Genomic DNA, 19,397 nt, shown 5'->3' with positions numbered 1-19,397 from the left:
GGATTGACTTTCCGCACCGCAGCGTACATATCTGGCGCACCGATGCGTTTTGCAGCGTGATCGAGACCGAGAGGTCCGGGCTCCGTGTCGGTATTGTCGCAAGGCTTCCCTTTTCACGCGGGGCGTCATCTTCCCCCGCCACCCTTGCGCCTATCGGCGCCGGGGCCAGGCCTGATATCTGGACCTTATCCATATGACTTTCGCAAACCTCGGCCTCGCCGAACCGCTCGTCCGCGCGCTCGACGCCAAGGGCTATTCCGCGCCGACGCCTATCCAGCAGCAGTCGATCCCGACCTTGCTCGAAGGGCGCGACCTGCTCGGCATCGCGCAGACCGGCACCGGCAAGACAGCCGCTTTCGTGCTGCCCTCGATCCAGAACCTGATCGCCAGCGGCAAGCGCGTGTTGCCGACGCATTGCCGCATGCTCGTGCTCGCGCCCACGCGCGAGCTCGCCAGCCAGATCGCCGATAGCGCGCGTGACTATGGCAAATTCTCCAAGATGAGCGTCGCCACCGTGTTCGGCGGCGTCAGCATCAACAAGAACCGCCAGGACATGAGCCGCGGTGTCGATATCCTCGTCGCCACGCCGGGCCGGTTGCTCGATCTGATCGAGCAGCGCTTCGTCAGCCTCGCGACGCTGGAAATCCTCGTCCTCGACGAAGCCGACCAGATGCTCGACCTCGGCTTCATCCACGCGCTGAAGAAGATCGTGCGGATGCTGCCCAAGCAGCGCCAGACGTTGTTCTTCTCGGCGACGATGCCCGCTGCGATCCGCGACCTCGCCGATCAGTTCCTGACCGACCCTGCCACCGTCAAGGTCGCGCCGGTGTCCTCGACCGCCGAGCGCGTCGATCAGTTCGTCACGCTGGTCAACCAGTCGGAAAAGCAGGCGCTGCTGACGATCCACCTGCGCAACCCTGAGATCGAGCGCTGCCTCGTCTTCACGCGCACCAAGCACGGTGCCGATCGCGTCGTGAAGCTGCTCGCCGCCAATGGCATCGCGTCCAACGCGATCCACGGCAACAAGAGCCAGCCGCAGCGCGAACGCGCGCTCGGCGAGTTCAAGTCGGGCAAGGTCAAGGTGCTCGTCGCGACCGATATCGCCGCGCGCGGCATCGACGTCTCGGGCGTCAGCCACGTCTTCAACTTCGAACTGCCCAACGTCCCCGAGCAGTACGTCCACCGCATCGGCCGCACCGCGCGCGCGGGCGCGTCGGGCGTGGCGATCAGCTTTTGCGCGGATGACGAAAAGCCGTACCTGCGCGACATCGAGCGGCTGACCAAGGTCAAGCCGACTCCGCTGCCGCTGCCGGCCGATTTCACCGCCGAGCAGGCGCGCATCAAGGCGGCGCGCCCGGCCGGATCGGACACGCCCGAGCGGCGCATCGACGATTCGGGCCGTCACCGGCAGGGTCCGCGCGCGACGCATTCGGCGCGCCCGACCGGCGAACGTCCGGCCGGCGGCGCGGGGCGTCCCGGCGGTCAGGGCCGCCCCGGCGGCCAGGGTCGTCCGGCCGGCGGCGGCGGCCGCCCCGGCGGTCCGCGGCGCCAATCGTCGGGCGGCGGTCGCCGGTCGCCCGCCGCGGGCTGATCGCGGCGCCGCGTGCCGGGTTGTGCGCGTGCGATGATACGGTAGGACGGCGGCATGGCGCATCCAGAGTCCGTGTTTGATCCCGTCGCGTTCATGGCGCTGATGCAGGCCGGCCACGGCGGTCTACTCGGCGTTGAGCATCGCGCGCATGGCGCCGACTGGGCGGAACTGGCGCTGCCATACCGCGAGGCGCTGATCGGCGATCCCGAGCGCGGCGTGCTCGCCTCGGGGCCGATCCTCGCCTTGATGGACACCGCGACCTCGCTCGCGGTGCATCTCAAGCATGGCGTCGAGCGCCCGCACGCGACGCTTGACCTGCGCATCGACTATGTCCGCCCCGCCACGCCGGGAAAGACGGTGATCGGTCGCGGCGAATGTTACCGGATCACGCGCGCGATCGCGTTCGTGCGCGGCATCGCGCACGAAGGCGACACCGCCGATCCGATCGCCAATGTCGCCGGCACCTTCATGTTCACGGATCTGTGATGGACGATCTGCCCTATGCGCACGCGCTCGGCGCCACGCCCGTGGCAGGCGATCCGACGCTGTTGACTTTGCCCTTCGCGAACGCGGTGGTCGGGCGGCCCGGCTTCCTGCATGGCGGCGCAATCGGCGGGTTCCTCGAGGTCGCCTCGATCGTCGCTTTGCGCCACGCGCTCGGCATCGAAAGCGATGCGCGGATCAAGCCGATCAACCTGACCGTCGATTTCATGCGCGGTGGGCGCGACAAGCCGACCTTCGCGCGCGGCGTCGTCACGCGACTGGGCACGCGCGTCGCCAATGTCGATGCGACCGCGTGGCAGGATGATCCCGCGCGGCCGATCGCGGCGGCGCGGATGAACTATCTGATCGTGCGCGCATGAACCCGGTTGAGGCGCTGTTGGGGACCGCGCAGGCGGCGCGGCAGGCGGGCGATCTCGCCGCCGCGATCGACCATCAGACGGTCGCGATCGAGATGCTGCGCGGCGGCAGCAACCCGCTCGCTTTGGCGCAGGCCCTGCGCCACCGCGCCGACATGCTGATCGCGAGCGACCGCGCCGGCGATGCCGAGCAGGATTGCGCGCAAGCCTTGTGGTTCTATGCGCAGGTGCCCGACGCGCCGCCGCTCGACATCGCCAACGCGGTGCGCTGCGCGGCGACCCAGGCCGAGGCGGTCGGCGACGTGGCGGGCGCGATCCTCTTGTGGCGCGAGGCGCGGACCCGCTATGCGGCGCTGAGCGACCTGTTCGAAGCAATGACCGGGAGCGCCGCCAACCCCGGCGTCGCCGAGGCGACTGCGCGGATCGAGGCGCTGGGCGGGGAGTAGCGCGACTCACGTGCTCCGTTCGTGCTGAGCGAAGTCGAAGCACGTGCCCCAAGCGCTTCGCCTGCGGCACGCCCTTCGACTTCGCTCAGGGCGAACGGTCGACGTGAGATTACCGCTCGCAATTCTCGCCATGCGCGCGGCGGCAGTCCGCCGCCGCCTTGCGCCGCTCACGCCCCTCGCGCGCCTCTTGCTTGCGCATCTTGCGGCCGTAATTGCGGTCGGCCTCGGACTGGCTGGTCGTCGTCCAGTCAACGGCTTTCGAGGTGACGCGCACCGGAGCGGTCACGACATGCGCAACGGTGCGGACACAGCCTCCCGCGAGCAGGGGAAGGGCGGCCAGGATCAACACGGTACGCATGAAACACTCTCATTTTTGGGCGGCTGCCCGCGCCGCCGCCCCGATATCGGGGAAGTCGGTGAAGAAGCCGTCGATGCCAAGCCGCAGATATAGCTGAATTTCGTCAGAAAGACGGCCATGTGCCGCAGGCGCCGCCCCCGCCCTGAAGCTCGGGATCAGAAAGACGTTCTCCGCCCGGAAGGTCCAAGGGTGCAGCCGCAGGCCGGCGGCATGCGCATCCCGCACCAGCACCGATGGCGGCGCGTCGCCGTTCTGGATCATGTCCAGCCCCGGACCGATCCCGTAAGCATAGCGCGCGATCTGCTTGAGGCCCGCGGGCGTGGCCATAGCGGCATAGCTCGGCGCGGCCTTGTCGGCGGGGCCGCCCTCGGCTCCCATCAACTGGATCAACCGGATTCCGGTCAGCGAATGAATGTGCTTGAGGTTGTTGACCTCGAACGACTGGATGAACACCGGGTCGGACGGCTTGCTCCAGCCCGCCTTTTTCAATTGCGCGACCAACGCTTCGTCCATCGGCAACCCGATCGACGCGAAATAGCTCGGGTGCTTGGTCTCGGGATAGATGCCGATCGTGCGGTGCGTCTCCTTCGTCCGGCGCTTGGCGAGCGCGATCACCTCGTCGAGCGTCGGGATGCTGAACTGGCCATCATATTTGGCGCTGGCGGGGCGCAGGGACGGCAGCCGTTCCTTGGCGCGCAGCGTCTTCAACTCGGCAAGCGTGAAATCCTCGGTGAACCAGCCGGTGTGGGCCTCGCCGTCGATCACTTTGGTGGTTTTCCGCGCGGCGAACTCGGGGTGGCTGGCGACATCGGTGGTGCCGGTGATATCGTTCTCGTGGCGTGCCACGAACACCTTGTCCTTGGTCAGCACCAGATCGGGCTCGATGAAATCGACGCCCTGGTCGATCGCGAGGTCATAGGACGCAAGCGTATGCTCAGGGCGATAGCCGCTCGCGCCGCGATGCCCGATCAGGACGATCGGCGCCTTCGGGTCGAGCCGAGGCGCGGATACATCCTGCCCGACCGCCGCCGCCGGCGCGAGCAGCAGCGCGGCCACGACGAGCCGATCGATCGAGGCTCGCGAAAGGCCTCGCTTTGCCGTATCCAGCGCGGAAACCATCATCATCACAGGCGTTGTCCCAAGTTCCAAGCGTCACACGCCCGCGCTGATGCAACAGGATCATGACACCTTGACGATAACCGCCTCCGCAACCACCGGTCCGGTGCGCCCGCATGGCCGATAACGATTCGGTCCTCGCCGCCGCCGCGCAGTGGCGCGGCGCGCCGATGGCGCTCGCCACCGTGGTCTCGACCTGGGGATCGGCGCCGCGCCCGCGCGGCAGCCATATGCTCGTCCATGCCGATGGCCGTTTCGAAGGCTCGGTCTCGGGCGGCTGCGTCGAGAGCGATATCCTCGCGACCGCCGCTGCGGTGATCGCGGGCGCGCCGTTCCAGCTCAAGGACTATGGCGTCGCCGATGCTGCCGCCTGGGAAGTCGGTTTGCCCTGCGGTGGGCAGATCGCGGTGCTGGTCCAGCCGGTCGGGGCGGAGGGATTCGATCCCGAACTGTTCGACCGTATCGCCGAGGCGCGCGACGCGGGCCAGGCGCTCACCGTCACGACCGATCTCGATACCGGCCAGTCGAGTCTGCGCCCGGCGGAGGGCGCCGCCTTCGTCAACCGCTACGATCCGCCGCGCCGGCTGCTGATCGTCGGTGCGGTCCAGATCGCGCAGGCTTTGTGCGGGCTCGCGCGCGAACTGGGCATCGCCACGACGCTGATCGACCCGCGTGCGCGCTTCCTGACGCCCGAGCGCTTCCCCGGCGTCACGCTCGACGATCGCTGGCCCGACGAGGCGATCGCAGCGCTCGCGCCCGGCCCCGGCACGGCGGTGGTCACGCTCAGCCACGATACCAAGATTGACGATCCCGCGCTGATCGCCGCGCTGGCGGCGCCCACACGCTATGTCGGCGCACTCGGTTCCCGGCGCAGCCACGCCGCCCGGCGCGAGCGGCTCGCGGCGGCTGGTGTATCGGCAGACGACATCGACCGGATCGACGCGCCGGTCGGGATCGACATCGGCGCGATCGGCCCCGCCGAGATCGCGCTGTCGATCGCGGCGGCGATGGTGAAGGCGTTCCATGATCGCGCCTGACCGGCTCGCGCCGGCCCGCGCCGCGCTGGTGCTGCTCGCCGCCGGCAAATCCGAACGGTTCGGGCTGTCGGACAAGCTGGGCGCGCCCTTCCTCGGCAAGCCGCTCGGCTATCACGTCGTCACCGCGCTGGCGGCGGTGCCGTTCCAGGCGCGGATCGCGGTGTGCGACGGCGGTGCCCTCGATTACGCCGCGCGCGGCTATCAGGTTGTCGTCACCGATCGCGCCGAGGCGGGCGTGTCCTATTCGGTGCGCCGCGGCGTCAAGGCGGCCCGCGCGGCGGGGTGCGATGCGGTGCTGCTCGCGCTCGCCGACATGCCGCGCGTCACCGCCGCGCACATCTACCGGCTGTTCGACGCCAGCACGGGCGCGGAGACGGTGGTCGCCTCCAGCGACGGAACTCAGCCGCGCCCGCCGGCCTTGTTCGGCCGGGCACATTTCGACGCGCTCGAAACGCTGCAGGGCGACACCGGCGCGCGCCATCTGATCCTCGCGGGCAAACACGTCGTCACCGATGCCGACGAACTGGTCGACATCGATACCGAGGAGGAACTCGCCTATCTTCAGGCCAAGTTCGGCCAAGGCCGCGCACCCGCTTTCGCAAAGGACGCATGATGACCCGTATCGCGATGATCGACCGCACCGGCGGACCCGAAGTGATCGGCTGGCGCGAGGTGACGCTGCCCGAACCGGCACCGGGCGAGGTGCGGATGCGCAACACGGCGGTTGGCCTCAACTTCATCGACACCTATCACCGCAGCGGGCTATATCCGGTCGATCTGCCCGCCGGCCTCGGTAGCGAAGCGGCGGGGGTGGTCGAGGCGGTCGGCGCGGGCGTGACCGATTTCGCGCCGGGCGACCGCGTCGCCACGTTCGGCCCGACGCGCGGCGCCTATGCCACCGAACGCAACGTGCCCGCGCGCGAACTCTTCAAGCTGCCCGACGCGGTCGATGATCGCACCGCCGCCGCGCTGATGCTCAAGGGCTGCACCACCGAATTCCTGGTCGAACGCTGCGCGAAGGTGCGCGCCGGGCAGACAGTGCTCGTCCATGCCGGCGCGGGTGGTGTCGGCCAGTTACTGTGCGGCTGGCTGAACGCGATCGGCGCGACCGTGATCGCGACCGTCGGCGCGGAGGATAAGGTCGCCACCGCCAAGGCGGCGGGCGCGGCGCACGTCATCCTCTACAAGCAGATCGATACCGCCAAGGCGGTGCGCGAGATCATCGCCGAGGGCGTCGCGGTGACCTTCGACGGGGTCGGCAAGGCTACCTGGAACGCGTCGCTCGCCGCGACCGCGCGGCGGGGGCTGGTGGTCAGCTTCGGCAACGCGAGCGGGGCGGTCGAGGGCGTCAACCTCGGCGTGCTCGCGCGCAGCGGATCGCTGTTCGTCAGCCGGCCCACGCTGTTCGACTATTACGTCACGCCGGAGGAGCGCGCCGCCGGCATCGCGCGCATGTTCGAGATGCTGGAGCGCGGCGCGATCGCCGCCAATATCGGCCAGACCTTCGCGCTCGAGGATGTCGCGGACGCGCACCGTGCGTTGGAAGCGGGGACGACCAAGGGCGCGACGATATTGCTGCCCTGACAGGGCGGCGCGCGCAGCCATGAAAAAGGGGCCTGGCATGGCGCCAGGCCCCGAGGTTTTGTCCAGGGAGCACCCGGAACGACTCGACCCCCGTCGTAACGGGTATAGATAGTATCGTCGTACCGCGCGCGACCGGGGAAGCCCGAGCCGCCCGCGATGCCGATTACATCGCGTTCGCGGTCGTCGCGTTCGCGTCCACAACGTTCGCGTCGTCGACGGTGGTCAGGTTCGACTCTTCGACGACCGTGTCATTGCTGACGATCGTGTCGTTGGAGGTCTCGGTCTTGGGCGTGCAAGCGGCGGCGCCCAGAGCAGCAGCGGCGATCAGCGACATCGTGACGAACTTCTTCATGGACGTTTCTCCCATAGTTGGTCAGGCCTTTGCCTGGGCAACCCTAGTGTTACCCCTCCCCGGCCCTGAATGTCCGAGCGCCTTATGAAAGAAAGCCGATGCGATTGGTAGGGAAATCGCACGCCCGTCGCACCGATTCCGTAATGATCTGGCGTCATTTCGTCGCAAAAATGGCCGTTTTAGGTCCATTTGGCTGACGCAAACAGCGTTTCGACGCATTTGTCGTCGGTGTCGCAGGTCTGGACGCGGGCGCCGCGGCCTTGCGCCCGAACGCTCGTCCCGGCCGGCCTCGTCCGTCGTCGACCGTAGAAATAGCCGGTTTCAGCTTCGGTACAGCGCGTCGAGCCGCTCGCCATAAACGTCGCGCAGGACGTGACGCCGGACCTTGAGCGAGGGCGTGAGCTGCCCGTTCTCGATGCTGAACGGCTCCTCCGCCAGCACGTATCGGCGCACGCGCTCGATCACCGAGAGGTCGCGATTCACCCGCTCGACCGCCTGGCCGATGATCGTGCGATATTCGCTATTCTCCGCCAGGCGCGCGAAATTGCACGGGTCGCCGTTGGCCGCGCACCATTGCTGGGTCCAGTCGGGATCGGGCACGAGCAGCGCGACCATATAAGGTTTGCGATCGCCATAGACCATTGCCTGCGCGATTTCGGGCTGCAGCGTCAGCATCCCCTCGACCCGCTGCGGCGCGACATTGTCGCCCTTGTCGTTGACGATGATGTCCTTCTTGCGGTCGGTGATCTTGATGCGGCCTCGCGCGTCGATCAGTCCGATATCGCCGGTGTGGAGCCAGCCGTCCTGGAGGACGCGCGCGCTTTCCTCCGGGTTGCGCCAATAGCCGTGCATGACGAGTTCGCCGCGCACCAGGATTTCGCCGTCCGCCGCGATGCGCACCTCGGTATCGGCGAGCGGGGGGCCGACGGTGTCCATCTGGAGACCGACAGAGGGACGGTTGCACGACACCACCGGCGCCGATTCGGTCTGGCCGTAGCCTTGCAGGAAGGTGAGCCCGAGCGAGTCGAAGAACACGCCGACCTCGGGGGTGAGCGGCGCCCCGCCGGAGACCATCGCCTTGATCCGCCCGCCGAACCGCTTGGCGATCTTGGGCCGCAGCGTCGCGCCGATCAGCAGGTCGAGAGCCTTGTCGAACGCGCGCGGTTCGCCGCGATAGCGCCGCATGCCGATCTCGACCGCACGGTCGAGCAGCCACGGCGCGATGCCGCCCTGTTTCTCGACTTCCTTGGTGATGCGCGCGCGCAGCACTTCGAACAACCGCGGCACCACCACCATGATCGTCGGGCGCACCTCGGAAATATTGGCGGCGAGCTTCTCGATGCCTTCGGCATAATAGATCTGTCCGCCAAGACCGATCGGCAGATGCTGACCGGCGGTATGCTCATAGGCGTGGCTGAGCGGCAGGAACGATAGAAACACCTCGTCGTCCCAGCCAAAATCCTCGGCGATGATCGCCGATGTGCCGGCGACATTGTGCAGGATCGCGCCGTGGTGCTGCATCACCCCGCGCGGCGCGCCACCGGTGCCGCTGGTGTAGATGATGCACGCGGTATCCTCGCGCCTCGCGGTCGCGGCGATCGTCTCGGGGCCGCAGCGATGCGCCGCGATCAGATCCGCCCAGCGATGGAGGTCGAGCGCGCCCGACTGGCCGAGGCGGATATCCTCCATCCCGATCACGGTGCGGATCGTGCTCGATCGGATCGCGGCGGGCAGCAGCGTGCGCGCGAGCTTCGCGCTCGACACGATCACCGCGCTCGCTCCCGAATTCTCGATGATATGGCCGTGATCGCGCTCGGTATTGGTGGTGTAGGCAGGTACGGTGATGCAGCCCGCCGCCATGATCGCGAGATCGCTGATGCACCATTCGGGCCGGTTCTCGGAAACGAGCATCACCCGGTCACCCGGCTTCAGCCCGATCGCCTTCAGCCCCGCCGCGAGGCTCGCGACGCGATCCGCGACGAGCCGCCACGAGATCGGCGTCCAGTCGCCGCCCTCCTTATGCCAGAGGAACGGCGCGTCGCCCTTGTCGGCCGCGCGTGCGAGGAACATCGCGACCAGATTGGGAAAATGTTCGAGCCTGCGCATCCCTGCTCCTGCCGGCTCCTTGATCGGGCCGTCTTATCCTACCCATACCGCTGTCGAGGGTTCCGCCCTACAGGATTATTCGTGCGCGCCGTTGAGCTCGTTGGCGCGCCGCGCGATTCTGGTCACGCTGCCGTCGGTCGCGACCGCGACGCCCTCGCTGCGCGGATCGGCCGCGCCGACCCAGGCGGAACCGATGCGCTCGACCGCATTGGCCTTCAGGCCCAGCGGCCCGACCTTGGCATCCTCGCCGAGCGCCTGGAGCGCCGGCACCATCGTCTCGAGCTCGGTGCCCGCCTCGATCACCGCGCTTTTGCCCGGCGCGTAGACCAGCCCCATCGCGATCGCATCCTGCGCGGACAGCTTCCAGTCGATCACGCCGATGATCGCCTTGGCCACCTGCGCGATGATCGTCGAGCCGCCCGCCGCGCCGATCGCGAGGCGGACCTTGCCATCCGGTCCATAGACGATCGTCGGCGACATCGAGCTGCGCGGCCGCTTGCCGCCCTCGACGCGGTTGGCGACGAGATAGCCGTCCTTCTCGGGCACGATGTCGAAGTCGGTCAACTCGTTGTTGAGCCATACGCCGTCGACCGAAATGCCCGAACCGAAATAGCCGTCGATCGTCGTCGTCACCTCGATGACGTTGCCGGCGGCATCCGCGGCGGCGAGATCGCTGGTGCCGGGCACTTCGCTCAACGGTGCGCGCAGGCGTTTGGGCGCACCGGCGGGCACGCCGGGCGCGATCGTCGCGAGACTGTGCTCGGGCGAGATCAGCGCCGAGCGCGCGGCGATGTATTTGGGATCGAGCAGGCCCGCGACCGGCACCTGCACATAATCGGGATCGCCGATGTACATGTCGCGATCGGCATAGGCGAGCCGCGAACTCTCCGCGAACAGATGCCACGCCACCGGCGACGCGCGGCCGAGCTTCGCCATGTCGAAGCGTTCGAGCTGCTTGAGGATCATCAGTACCGAAATGCCGCCGGAGGAAGGCGGCCCCATCCCGCAGATCTTGTAGCGCCGGTACGTGCCGCAGATCGACGCGCGATCCTTGACGTCATAGGTGGCGAGATCGCCGAGCGTCATCTTCGATCGGTTGCGCTCGGCGCCGTTGACGGCGGCGACGATCTTCTGCGCGGTCGGGCCGGTGTAGAAGCTCTCGGCACCGTGCCGCGCGATGCCTTCGAACAGCGCCGCCTGTTCGGGGTTCTTGAACACCGATCCGACCGCCACTGCATGTCCCTCGGGCGTGAACATATGCGCGCGGCCCCACGCCTCGACATGCCGGCCGTAGAGTTCGAGGCCGTTGTGCATGCGCGGGGACACGGTGAACCCGTCGCGCGCGTAGCGGATCGCGGGCGCGAACAAGCTTGCCCACGGCAGCTTGCCGTAGCGCCGATGCGCCAGCGCCATCATCCGCAGGTTCCCCGGCACGCCGACGCTGCGTCCGCCGGGGTAGGCGTCGCGAAAGCTCAGCGGCTTGCCGTCGTCGCCGTAGAACCATTTGGGATCGGCCGCATGCGGCGCCGCCTCGCGCCCGTCGAGCGTGATCGTCTTGCCGCTCTTGGCGTCGTGATAGACCATGAAGCTGCCGCCGCCGATCCCGGAATTCTGCGGTTCGACGACGTTGAGCACGAGCATCGTCGCGATCGCCGCATCGGTGGCGGTGCCGCCTTGCTTTAGGATCTCCGCTCCGGCCGCTGCCGCGCGCGGATCGGCAGCGGAGACGATCCCCGGCGCGGGCGCCGCCGGCGCTTTGGCAGCGAGCGGTACGGGGAGGAGGGCGAAGGCGAGTGCGACCAGGATTTTTTGCATCGCGGCGAAACGTAACGCACTCGCGCGCTGGGGCAACCCGCTTTCAGCCTTTCCCCACGGCATCGGCGACATTGGCATGGCCGTCGCGCGCGAGCAGTGCGGACAGTTCGCGGCACAGCCGGCGCGGCAGCCCCGGTCCCTCATAGACAAGCGCGCTGTAGAGCTGCACGAGGCTCGCCCCGGCGAGGATGCGGCGATATGCCTCCGCGCCAGTGCCGATGCCGCCCGCCGAGATCAACGGCAGCGCGCCGCCGGTCGCCTTGCGGAAATCGGCCAGCCGGGTGCGCGCGAGCGGCGCGAGCGGCGCGCCCGACAACCCGCCCGCTTCGTCCTTCAACGGCGAGGACAGCCCGAACGGCCGCTCGATCGTGGTGTTGTTGACGATCAGCGCGTCGATCCGATGTTCGATCGCGGCGCGCGCGATCGCGTCGATCGCGGGCATGTCAAGATCGGGCGCGACCTTGAGGAACAGCGGCGGCTGTCTGACCGGCCCGCGCCGCGCCTCGTCGGTGGCGGCGAGCAGCTCGGCGAGCGCGCTGCCATGCTGCAGGTCGCGCAGACCGGGCGTGTTGGGCGAGCTGATGTTGATCGTGACATAATCCGCCACCGCCGCCGCGCGCGATACGCCGTGGACATAATCGGCGATGCGATCCGCCGCGTCCTTGTTGGCGCCGACGTTCACACCGAGCACGCCCGCCCGTTTCGCCCGTGCGATCCGGGGCAGCGCGGCGTCGAGCCCGGCGTTGTTGAACCCCATGCGGTTGACGATCGCCTTGTCCTCGACCAGCCGGAACAGCCGCGGACGCGGGTTGCCGGCCTGCGGCAGCGGCGTCAGCGTGCCGATCTCGACACTGCCGAAGCCCAGCCCGAAAAAGCCGTCGATCGCGTGGCCGTCCTTGTCGACCCCCGCCGCCAGCCCGATCGGGTTCGCGAAGTCCACACCGGCGACGCGTGTCGCGAGGCGGGGGTCGCGCACGATACCGCCGAGCGGCGCCCCGAGCGAGCCCCATGCGGCAAGCGCGTCGATCGTCAGCCCGTGTGCGCGCTCACCATCGAACACGAAAAGCAGGGGGCGGACCACGGAAAAGACCATATCGCCTGATGGCACCGCGCCGCGCGATCGTCAAAAGCCAAAGATAGGTCCGGTCCGGTGGTTCACCGGTCCGCAGCGGACGTAAATTTCTCGGCGCGCCCCTACTTGTCGCATTCGTACAAGACGCTCCCGAGCCCTTCTGCGAGAAGGTGCTTGCGACCCAAGGGGCTCTCGACCGGGGGCCCTGCACCTTCATGGCCCGGCCGGTCTCCGGCCGGGCCACTTTTCTTTGCGCGCCGGTACCGCTAACGGCTTCGCACAAAGAAGCGGGGGCGCATCAATGACCCAGATCAAGTTGGACTATTCCGTCCCGGCCGACGACGTCGCCGAGTTCGTGACGCTGTTCTACCATTTCCACGCCGACCTGCCGGTGTTCGAGGACACCGAGCGCGCCGACAATGCGCAGATCCGCTTCCGCCTCAGCGCGCGCCATGCCGAATACCGCATGCCCGATGGCAGCGTGCAGGACGCGGCCGACATCCACGTCATCGGCCCCACCAGCGGCGCGTGGAAGGTGCGTGCCGAAGGACCGGTCGAGGTGTTCGGCATGGGGCTGACGCCCGCCGGCTGGGCCGCGATGATCGGCGACGACGCCTCGACGATGATGAACCGCGCGATCGACGCGACGACATTGTTCGGCGCGGCACGGCTGCGCGATGCGATCGCGGCGCTGCGCACGACCGCCGAGCCGGCGGCGCGCGTGGTGATCGGCGAGACGCTGGTGCGCGACCTGGTCAAAGCGGGTGATGCCGGCGCGCGGCGGTTCGTGCGGCAGGTCGATGGCTGGCTGGCGGCGAGTCCCTCGCCCGAGATGGATGACCTCGTCGAGATCGCCGGGCTGTCGCGCCGTCAGGTCGAGCGCAAGTGCAAGGCGTTGTACGGCGTGCCGCCCAAATTGCTCGCGCGCAAGTACCGGGCGCTGCGCGCCGCGAACGCGATGCTCGCCACCGGCGAGCCGCTCGACGACGTGCTCGAACGCGGCTTTTACGATCAGTCGCACATGATCCGCGAGATCAAGCAATTCACCGGCCTGACCCCGGGGCAGATCAAGGACGAGGCGACGATGCTGTCGCGTATGACGATCACCCAGCGCTCCGCGCTCGGCGGCCGGGCCAGCCCGCTCATCAGCGATACGTGATGAAACCCTCTCCCGATGGGAGAGGGAGGGGCACGCTCGGCGAAGCCGAGTGGGAGGGTGAGGGCGGGTATGAGGACGAGCTTTTCGTCCTCACCCTTCCGCCGCCTCCGGCGGCTCCCTCCCTCTCCCAATGGGAGAGGGATTACACCGTGAAGCTCTCGCCGCAGCCGCACGCGCCCTTGGCATTGGGATTCGCGAACACGAAGCCGGCCGCGAAATCGTCCTCGACCCAGTCCATCCGGCTGCCGATCAGATACAGGATCGAACCGCCATCGACGAACAACGTGCCACCGGGGGTGTCGATCCGCTCGTCGAACGGCTTGGCCTCGGTGACGTAATCGACCGAATAGGCGAGGCCGGAACAGCCACGCCGCGGCGTCGAGAGCTTGACGCCGATCGCGCCCTCGGGCGCCTTCGCCATCAACTCGGCAATCCGGGCCTCCGCCGATGCGGTCAGGTTGAGCGCCGCCGGGCGCGCGCGCGTCGCGGTGGCCATCACAACATCCCCAGTTCGAGCTTGGCGTCGTCGCTCATCTTTTGCGGGTCCCATGCCGGGTCCCACACCAGATTGACCTCGGCCGATCCGATCCCCGGCACCGCGCCGACGCGCAGTTCGACTTCACCCGGCATCGATTCGGCGACCGGGCAGTGCGGCGTCGTCAGTGTCATCGTCACGACGGCATGGCCTTCGCTCGTCACCTCGACGCCGTAGATCAGCCCGAGATCGTAGATGTTGACCGGAATCTCGGGGTCGTAGATTTCCTTGAGCGCCTCGATCACGCCTTCGTACAGCGCGCCGCCTGGCTCACCGGGCGCATCGCCTGCCGGTTTCTGCGACAGGAAGCCTTCGAGATAATCGCGCTGGCGCGGTTCGGCGACCGCATCGTCCACGCGCGCGCGCGGCGGCGTTTCGACCGCATCGACCTGTTCCACCGCGATCCTGCCTTGCTCGTTCATCCGAAGATCCTCGTAACTCTCTCGATGCCCTTCACGAGCGCCTCGATATCCTGCGGGCCGTTATAGACTCCGAAGCTCGCCCGCGCCGTCGCCGGTACGCCGAGCGTTTCCATTAGCGGCTGCGCGCAGTGGTGCCCGGCGCGGATCGCGACCCGGCTCTCGTCCAAGATGGTGCCGATGTCGTGCGGATGCACCCCCTCGATGCTGAACGAGACGATTCCCGCCGCATCCTCGGGTCCGAACAGCGTCACCGAGTTGATGCCGTGCAGCGCCTCGCGCGTCTGGCGCACCAAAGCGGTCTCGTGCGCGTGGATCGCCTCGAGCCCGATGCTTTCGACATAGTCGATCGCGGCGTGCAGCCCGAGCGCGCCGACGATGTGCGGCGTGCCCGCCTCGAACCGGGTCGGCGGCGGGGCATAGGTGGTACGTTCGAAGCTCACCCGGTCGATCATCGAACCGCCGCCCTGGTATGGCGGCATCGCATCGAGCAGATCGGCGCGGCCCCACAGCACGCCGATCCCGGTTGGACCGTAAAGTTTGTGCCCCGAGAAGACGTAGAAGTCGCAGCCGATCTCGGCGACATCGACGGGCAGGCGCGGCACCGCCTGACAGCCGTCGATCAGGATTTTCGCCCCGACCGAATGCGCGATTCCGGTCGCGCGCTTGGCGGCGAGCACCGAGCCGAGCACGTTCGAGACATGCGCGAGCGCGACGAGCTTGTGTTCGGGACGGATCATCGCCGCCATCGCGTCGAGATCGATGCGGTGATCGCGCGTCAGCGGCACCACGTCGATCGCGGCGCCGACCGCCTCGGCGGCCATCTGCCACGGCACGATATTGCTGTGGTGTTCGAGCATCGACAGCAGGATGCGGTCGCCCGGCTTGAGCTGTTCGCGCGCCCAGCAGGTCGCTACGAGGTTGATCCCCTCGGTCGCGCCGCGCACGAACACGATCTCGTTTTCCGCAGCCCCGATGAACCCGGCGACGCGCCGCCGCGCCGCCTCATAGGCGAGCGTCATGTCGGCGCTGCGCTGGTACACGCCGCGATGCACGGTGGCGTAGGTGGTGTCGTAGCCGCGCGTGATGGCGTCGATCACGGCTTGCGGCTTCTGCGCGGTGGCGGCGGTGTCGAGATACGCCCAGCCTTCAGGGATCGCCGGGAAATCGGCGACGAGATCGAGCGGGCGGGCATTCCCTCTCCCATTGGGAGAGGGAGGGAGCGTCGAAGACGCGGAAGGGTGAGGGTGCAGGTCGGTGGTCATGCGCGTTCGCCCTCACCCTTCCCACCCGGCTGCGCCGGGCGGCCCCCTTCCCTCTCCCGGTGGGACAGGGAGCTATTCAGCATCCGCTCCAGCGCGGCTTGCGCAGCCGCTTCCACCGCCTCGCGCTCAGCGTCGTCGGCGATCCCGTCGAACACCGATCCGATGAAGGCGCGCAGCAGCAGCGCCTTCGCCTCTGCGGGCGGGAGCCCGCGGCTTCCGAGATAGAACAGCCCGGCCTTATCGAGTTCGCCGACCGTGGCGCCGTGCGCGCATTTCACGTCGTCGGCGAAGATTTCGAGCTCGGGCTTGGCATTGGCGGTCGCGGTGCGCGTGAGCAGCATCGCCTTCACCGACTGGCTCGCATCGGTCTTCTGCGCATCACGCGCGACCGCGACCTTGCCCAGATAGCTGCCGGTTGCATGCCCGCCCAGCACCGAGCGCACCGTCTGGTTCGAGGTCGCGTTCGGCGCGACGTGGTTGAGCGTGGTCACGATCTCGAGCGTCTGCTCGCCCGCGCCGAGCATCGCCGCGCCGAGTTCGAAATGTGCGCCCGCGTGGCAAGTCACGTCGATCGCGACCCGGCCGAGTTTGCCGCCGGTGTTGAGCACGTGGAGCGTCGCGGTCGCGCGCGGATGCAGGATCACGCGATAGTCGTGGATCGCGACGGCATCGGTCGGCGCATCCTGCACGATGACTCGCGTGATCGACTCGCCGGCGGCGACTTCGATCACCTTGGGTGCTTCCAGCGGCCACACCGACGCGACAGCCTCCAGATCGCTGTACCGCCAGGTCTCATCGCGTCGCGTGGGGAGGGCGCTCAAATCCCCTCTCCCCCTGTGGGAGAGGGAGGGGCCCGCTCGACGCAGTCGAGTGGGAGGGCGAGGGGGGGCGTGCCACACGCCCCCTCATCCGACCTCGCAGCGCTCGGCCACCTTCTCCCACAAGGGGAGAAGGGAAGAAGGACGTTCATGCCGTCACCTCGGCGTAGCCCGCCGCTTCGAGTTCCAGCGCCAGTTCCGGCCCGCCGGTCTTCACGATCCGCCCGCCGGCGAGCACATGCACGACATCCGGCTTCACGTAATCGAGCAGCCGCTGGTAATGGGTGATGAGCAGCACCGCCTTGTCTGGCCCGCGCATGATGCGGTTGATGCCGTCGCCGACCGCGCGCAGCGCATCGATGTCTAGCCCCGAATCGGTCTCGTCGAGGATCGCGAAGCTCGGGTTGAGGATGCCCATCTGCACCATCTCGTTGCGCTTCTTCTCGCCGCCCGAGAAACCGACGTTGACCGGCCGCTTGAGCATCTCGGCATCCATCCCGATCGCCGCCGCCTGCGCGCGCGCGATCTTGAGGAATTCCGCGCCCGACAGCGGCGGCTCGGAACGCCCCTTGCGCTGCGCGTTCAAGGCTTCGCGCAGGAACTGCACGTTCGACACGCCGGGGATCTCGACCGGATATTGGAAGCCGAGAAACAGCCCGGCGGCAGCGCGCTCGTGCGGCGCGAGGTCTAACAGGTCGATCCACTCGCCCTCCGTTCGCCCTGAGCTTGTCGAAGGGCGCGTATCGGGCGTTGCGGCTTCGCCACGTGCTTCGACAGGCTCAGCACGAACGGGGTTGGGTTGGAACAGGACAGACCCCGCCGTCACCTCATAACCGGGCCGGCCGCCGAGCACATAGCCGAGCGTCGACTTACCCGCGCCGTTCGGCCCCATGATCGCGTGGACCTCTCCGGCATTCACCGTCAGCGACAGGCCCTTGAGGATTTCCTTGCCGTCGATTTCGGCGTGGACGTTTTCAATTTTCAGCATTCTCATTCCCTAGATCGCCGCGCTCGGCGCGGACGAAAGCGATCAGCGCGGCATCGACGCAGTCCGCGAGCGGCGCGCCAGCACGGAGGCCGGTTGCGACGCAATCGCGCGTACTCACACACGCTTGCCGGTCGATTGCCGCGTCGCCGCTCGACACCGCGATCTCGCACCGGCGCACGCGGCCGCGACGATCGACGTTGGCGTTGACCCGCAGGCGACGCAGCCGCTCTCCGGTCACGACGATATCGGATGTCGTGTCGGGCGCCTGCGCGGCGAGGAGCATCGGCAGCAAGATCACCCCACCGACCCCTCGAGCGAAATCCCCAGCAGCTTCTGCGCCTCGACCGCGAATTCCATCGGCAGTTGCTGGAGCACTTCCTTGGCGAAGCCGTTGACGATCAGCGCCACCGCCGCTTCCTGATCGAGTCCGCGCTGCATCGCGTAGAACAATTGGTCGTCGCTGATCTTCGATGTCGTCGCCTCATGCTCGATCTGCGCGGACGGGTTGCGCACCTCGATATAGGGCACCGTGTGCGCGCCGCACTGGTCGCCAAGCAGCAGCGAATCGCACTGGGTGAAGTTGCGCACGCCCTCGGCGCCCGCCGCGACACGCACCAGACCGCGATAGGTGTTGTCCGAACGGCCTGCTGAAATCCCCTTCGACACGATCGTCGAGCGCGATCCCTTGCCGTTGTGGATCATCTTGGTGCCGGTATCGGCCTGCTGGCGGTTGTTGGTAACGGCCACCGAATAGAACTCGCCGACCGAATTCTCGCCGTTGAGCACGCAGCTCGGATATTTCCAGGTGATCGCGCTGCCGGTCTCGACCTGGGTCCAACTCACCTTGCTGCGCGCGCCCTGGCACAGCGCGCGCTTGGTCACGAAATTGTAGATGCCGCCCTTGCCGTTCTCGTCGCCGGGATACCAGTTCTGCACGGTCGAATATTTGATTTCGGCATCGTCGAGAGCGACCAGTTCGACCACGGCGGCGTGCAACTGGTTCTCGTCGCGCATCGGCGCGGTGCAGCCTTCGAGGTACGAGACATAGGCGCCCTTGTCGGCGACGATCAAAGTACGTTCGAACTGGCCGGTATTCTCGGCGTTGATTCGGAAATACGTCGACAGCTCCATCGGGCAGCGCACGCCTTCGGGGATGTACACGAACGTCCCGTCGGAGAAGACCGCGCAGTTGAGGGCCGCGAAATAATTGTCGTGCATCGGCACGACGCGGCCGAGCCACTTGCGCACCAGATCAGGATATTCGCGGATCGCCTCGCTGATCGAGCGGAAGATCACACCCGCCGCCTCGAGCTCCTTGCGGAAGGTGGTGGCGACCGAAACCGAATCGAACACCGCATCGACCGCGATCTTGCGCGGCGGCGCGCCGCCCTCGACGCCCGCGAGCAATTTCTGCTCCTCGATCGGGATGCCGAGCTTCTCGTACACGCGCAGGATCTCGGGATCGACCTCGTCAAGCGAGCCGAGCTTGGGCTTGGCCTTGGGCTCGGCGTAATAATAAGCGTCCTGATAATCGATCGGCGGGATGTCGAGCTTGGCCCAGTCGGGCGCGGGCATGGTCAGCCAGTGGCGATAGGCCTTGAGCCGCCACTCCAGCATCCATTCGGGCTCGTTCTTCTTCGCCGAGATGAAGCGAACGATGTCCTCGCTCAGCCCCTTGGGCGCGAAGTCCTGCTCGATGTCCGAGCTGAAACCCCATTCATAGGTCTTGTTCGCCGCCGCGAAGGCGTCTGCGTTGCGGGTGGCCATTATATGATCCTCACCAAATTCCCCTCCCGCTTGGCGGTGGGGCTAGGGGAGGGCGTGTCCCCATGTGTTTCGACGGTTGGAACAGGCCCTCCCCCAGCCCCTCCCGCAA

At 67.7% G+C, this 19,397-nt stretch carries 21 protein-coding genes; 8 read left to right on the top strand and 13 right to left on the bottom strand.

The genetic code is table 11. The features are described 5' to 3' along the window. The first annotated feature begins 193 nt into the window (after positions 1-193). Genes PX554_RS02600 through PX554_RS02585 form a run of 4 tightly spaced genes read left to right on the top strand, consistent with a single transcriptional unit; the run spans position 194 to position 2,897 of the window. Positions 194-1,591: a DEAD/DEAH box helicase gene (locus PX554_RS02600; protein WP_093223570.1), complete on the top strand. Its 1,398-nt coding sequence runs from the start codon at positions 194-196 to the stop codon at positions 1,589-1,591. A gap of 54 nt (positions 1,592-1,645) precedes the next feature. Next, positions 1,646-2,077 (top strand): PaaI family thioesterase, encoded by a 432-nt coding sequence (locus PX554_RS02595; RefSeq protein WP_093223571.1) that lies wholly within the window; start codon positions 1,646-1,648, stop codon positions 2,075-2,077. Continuing rightward, a complete protein-coding gene (locus PX554_RS02590) occupies positions 2,077-2,454 on the top strand; it encodes a PaaI family thioesterase (RefSeq protein ID WP_093223573.1) in 378 nt (125 codons plus the stop codon). Before PX554_RS02595 ends, PX554_RS02590 begins: the two co-directional genes overlap by 1 nt. Beyond that, a complete protein-coding gene (locus PX554_RS02585; RefSeq protein WP_275498674.1) occupies positions 2,451-2,897 on the top strand; it encodes a hypothetical protein in 447 nt (148 codons plus the stop codon). The genes PX554_RS02590 and PX554_RS02585 overlap by 4 nt, the downstream gene beginning before the upstream one ends. A 109-nt stretch (positions 2,898-3,006) precedes the next feature. Here PX554_RS02585 and PX554_RS02580 read toward each other — a convergent pair whose 3' ends face one another. Further along, positions 3,007-3,255, bottom strand: a complete 249-nt coding sequence (locus PX554_RS02580) for a hypothetical protein (protein ID WP_093223576.1) — start codon at positions 3,253-3,255, stop codon at positions 3,007-3,009. Positions 3,256-3,264: 9 nt separating this feature from the next. Further along, on the bottom strand, positions 3,265-4,377 hold the full coding sequence (locus PX554_RS02575; protein ID WP_275498962.1) for a glycerophosphodiester phosphodiesterase: 1,113 nt from the start codon (positions 4,375-4,377) through the stop codon (positions 3,265-3,267). 110 nt (positions 4,378-4,487) lie between these two features. Here PX554_RS02575 and PX554_RS02570 point away from each other — a divergent pair, with 110 nt between their 5' ends. The 3 genes from PX554_RS02570 to PX554_RS02560 are packed head-to-tail and all read left to right on the top strand — an operon-like array spanning position 4,488 to position 6,992. Beyond that, entirely contained in the window at positions 4,488-5,408 is a 921-nt protein-coding gene (locus tag PX554_RS02570) for an XdhC family protein (RefSeq protein WP_275498672.1), read from the top strand. Continuing rightward, positions 5,395-6,021, top strand: a complete 627-nt coding sequence (locus tag PX554_RS02565; protein WP_275498670.1) for a nucleotidyltransferase family protein — start codon at positions 5,395-5,397, stop codon at positions 6,019-6,021. The genes PX554_RS02570 and PX554_RS02565 overlap by 14 nt, the downstream gene beginning before the upstream one ends. Then, positions 6,021-6,992, top strand: a complete 972-nt coding sequence (locus PX554_RS02560) for a quinone oxidoreductase family protein (protein WP_275498960.1) — start codon at positions 6,021-6,023, stop codon at positions 6,990-6,992. Before PX554_RS02565 ends, PX554_RS02560 begins: the two co-directional genes overlap by 1 nt. Positions 6,993-7,155: 163 nt before the next feature. Here the strand turns inward: PX554_RS02560 and PX554_RS02555 are convergent, their stop codons facing one another. The 4 genes from PX554_RS02555 to PX554_RS02540 form a co-directional block, all read right to left on the bottom strand. Continuing rightward, a complete protein-coding gene (locus PX554_RS02555) occupies positions 7,156-7,344 on the bottom strand; it encodes a hypothetical protein (protein WP_093223582.1) in 189 nt (62 codons plus the stop codon). Between the two features lie 321 nt (positions 7,345-7,665). Beyond that, positions 7,666-9,450, bottom strand: coding sequence for an AMP-dependent synthetase/ligase (locus tag PX554_RS02550; RefSeq protein WP_275498668.1), 1,785 nt, complete (start codon positions 9,448-9,450; stop codon positions 7,666-7,668). Between the two features lie 75 nt (positions 9,451-9,525). Beyond that, positions 9,526-11,265 carry a gamma-glutamyltransferase gene (ggt, locus tag PX554_RS02545; RefSeq protein WP_275498666.1) on the bottom strand — a complete coding sequence of 580 codons (1,740 nt, stop codon included), beginning with the start codon at positions 11,263-11,265 and terminating at the stop codon, positions 9,526-9,528. Positions 11,266-11,308: 43 nt separating this feature from the next. Beyond that, positions 11,309-12,358, bottom strand: coding sequence for a quinone-dependent dihydroorotate dehydrogenase (locus PX554_RS02540; RefSeq protein ID WP_093223587.1), 1,050 nt, complete (start codon positions 12,356-12,358; stop codon positions 11,309-11,311). Positions 12,359-12,638: 280 nt separating this feature from the next. Between PX554_RS02540 and PX554_RS02535 the strand changes: the two genes are divergently transcribed. After that, positions 12,639-13,496: a helix-turn-helix domain-containing protein gene (locus PX554_RS02535; RefSeq protein WP_275498664.1), complete on the top strand. Its 858-nt coding sequence runs from the start codon at positions 12,639-12,641 to the stop codon at positions 13,494-13,496. Between the two features lie 142 nt (positions 13,497-13,638). Here the strand turns inward: PX554_RS02535 and PX554_RS02530 are convergent, their stop codons facing one another. The 7 genes from PX554_RS02530 to sufB all read right to left on the bottom strand — a co-directional run bounded on the left by PX554_RS02530 (position 13,639) and on the right by sufB (position 19,288). Beyond that, positions 13,639-13,992, bottom strand: coding sequence for a HesB/IscA family protein (locus PX554_RS02530; RefSeq protein WP_093223590.1), 354 nt, complete (start codon positions 13,990-13,992; stop codon positions 13,639-13,641). Then, positions 13,992-14,453, bottom strand: coding sequence for an SUF system Fe-S cluster assembly protein (locus PX554_RS02525; protein WP_093223591.1), 462 nt, complete (start codon positions 14,451-14,453; stop codon positions 13,992-13,994). Before PX554_RS02525 ends, PX554_RS02530 begins: the two co-directional genes overlap by 1 nt. Then, positions 14,450-15,715 carry a cysteine desulfurase gene (locus PX554_RS02520; protein WP_275498660.1) on the bottom strand — a complete coding sequence of 422 codons (1,266 nt, stop codon included), beginning with the start codon at positions 15,713-15,715 and terminating at the stop codon, positions 14,450-14,452. Before PX554_RS02520 ends, PX554_RS02525 begins: the two co-directional genes overlap by 4 nt. Next, positions 15,712-16,536, bottom strand: coding sequence for a SufD family Fe-S cluster assembly protein (locus PX554_RS02515; RefSeq protein ID WP_176787119.1), 825 nt, complete (start codon positions 16,534-16,536; stop codon positions 15,712-15,714). Before PX554_RS02515 ends, PX554_RS02520 begins: the two co-directional genes overlap by 4 nt. 145 nt (positions 16,537-16,681) lie before the next feature. Further along, positions 16,682-17,521 (bottom strand): Fe-S cluster assembly ATPase SufC, encoded by an 840-nt coding sequence (gene sufC / locus PX554_RS02510; RefSeq protein WP_093223594.1) that lies wholly within the window; start codon positions 17,519-17,521, stop codon positions 16,682-16,684. After that, entirely contained in the window at positions 17,508-17,813 is a 306-nt protein-coding gene (locus tag PX554_RS02505; RefSeq protein ID WP_275498655.1) for a hypothetical protein, read from the bottom strand. The genes sufC and PX554_RS02505 overlap by 14 nt, the downstream gene beginning before the upstream one ends. Positions 17,814-17,815: 2 nt before the next feature. Next, positions 17,816-19,288, bottom strand: a complete 1,473-nt coding sequence (gene sufB, locus PX554_RS02500; protein WP_093223598.1) for a Fe-S cluster assembly protein SufB — start codon at positions 19,286-19,288, stop codon at positions 17,816-17,818. Positions 19,289-19,397: the final 109 nt, after the last annotated feature.

The sequence above is a fragment of the Sphingomonas pollutisoli genome, from assembly GCF_029167165.1.
GTDB classification, from domain to species: domain Bacteria; phylum Pseudomonadota; class Alphaproteobacteria; order Sphingomonadales; family Sphingomonadaceae; genus Sphingomonas; species Sphingomonas pollutisoli.
The sequence above is the reverse complement of the archived record's forward strand: the minus strand, read 5'-3'. Positions and strand labels throughout refer to the sequence as shown.

What these genes read in the sequence shown, in the direction of transcription:
- PX554_RS02600 (WP_093223570.1), top strand. Translation starts at nt 194, where the DNA reads ATGACTTTCGCAAACCTCGGCCTCGCCGAACCGCTCGTCCGCGCGCTC.
- PX554_RS02595 (WP_093223571.1), top strand. Translation starts at nt 1,646, where the DNA reads ATGGCGCATCCAGAGTCCGTGTTTGATCCCGTCGCGTTCATGGCGCTG.
- PX554_RS02590 (WP_093223573.1), top strand. Translation starts at nt 2,077, where the DNA reads ATGGACGATCTGCCCTATGCGCACGCGCTCGGCGCCACGCCCGTGGCA.
- PX554_RS02585 (WP_275498674.1), top strand. Translation starts at nt 2,451, where the DNA reads ATGAACCCGGTTGAGGCGCTGTTGGGGACCGCGCAGGCGGCGCGGCAG.
- PX554_RS02580 (WP_093223576.1), bottom strand. Translation starts at nt 3,255, where the DNA reads ATGCGTACCGTGTTGATCCTGGCCGCCCTTCCCCTGCTCGCGGGAGGC.
- PX554_RS02575 (WP_275498962.1), bottom strand. Translation starts at nt 4,377, where the DNA reads ATGATGGTTTCCGCGCTGGATACGGCAAAGCGAGGCCTTTCGCGAGCC.
- PX554_RS02570 (WP_275498672.1), top strand. Translation starts at nt 4,488, where the DNA reads ATGGCCGATAACGATTCGGTCCTCGCCGCCGCCGCGCAGTGGCGCGGC.
- PX554_RS02565 (WP_275498670.1), top strand. Translation starts at nt 5,395, where the DNA reads ATGATCGCGCCTGACCGGCTCGCGCCGGCCCGCGCCGCGCTGGTGCTG.
- PX554_RS02560 (WP_275498960.1), top strand. Translation starts at nt 6,021, where the DNA reads ATGACCCGTATCGCGATGATCGACCGCACCGGCGGACCCGAAGTGATC.
- PX554_RS02555 (WP_093223582.1), bottom strand. Translation starts at nt 7,344, where the DNA reads ATGAAGAAGTTCGTCACGATGTCGCTGATCGCCGCTGCTGCTCTGGGC.
- PX554_RS02550 (WP_275498668.1), bottom strand. Translation starts at nt 9,450, where the DNA reads ATGCGCAGGCTCGAACATTTTCCCAATCTGGTCGCGATGTTCCTCGCA.
- ggt (WP_275498666.1), bottom strand. Translation starts at nt 11,265, where the DNA reads ATGCAAAAAATCCTGGTCGCACTCGCCTTCGCCCTCCTCCCCGTACCG.
- PX554_RS02540 (WP_093223587.1), bottom strand. Translation starts at nt 12,358, where the DNA reads ATGGTCTTTTCCGTGGTCCGCCCCCTGCTTTTCGTGTTCGATGGTGAG.
- PX554_RS02535 (WP_275498664.1), top strand. Translation starts at nt 12,639, where the DNA reads ATGACCCAGATCAAGTTGGACTATTCCGTCCCGGCCGACGACGTCGCC.
- PX554_RS02530 (WP_093223590.1), bottom strand. Translation starts at nt 13,992, where the DNA reads ATGGCCACCGCGACGCGCGCGCGCCCGGCGGCGCTCAACCTGACCGCA.
- PX554_RS02525 (WP_093223591.1), bottom strand. Translation starts at nt 14,453, where the DNA reads ATGAACGAGCAAGGCAGGATCGCGGTGGAACAGGTCGATGCGGTCGAA.
- PX554_RS02520 (WP_275498660.1), bottom strand. Translation starts at nt 15,715, where the DNA reads ATGACCACCGACCTGCACCCTCACCCTTCCGCGTCTTCGACGCTCCCT.
- sufC (WP_093223594.1), bottom strand. Translation starts at nt 17,521, where the DNA reads ATGCTGAAAATTGAAAACGTCCACGCCGAAATCGACGGCAAGGAAATC.
- sufB (WP_093223598.1), bottom strand. Translation starts at nt 19,288, where the DNA reads ATGGCCACCCGCAACGCAGACGCCTTCGCGGCGGCGAACAAGACCTAT.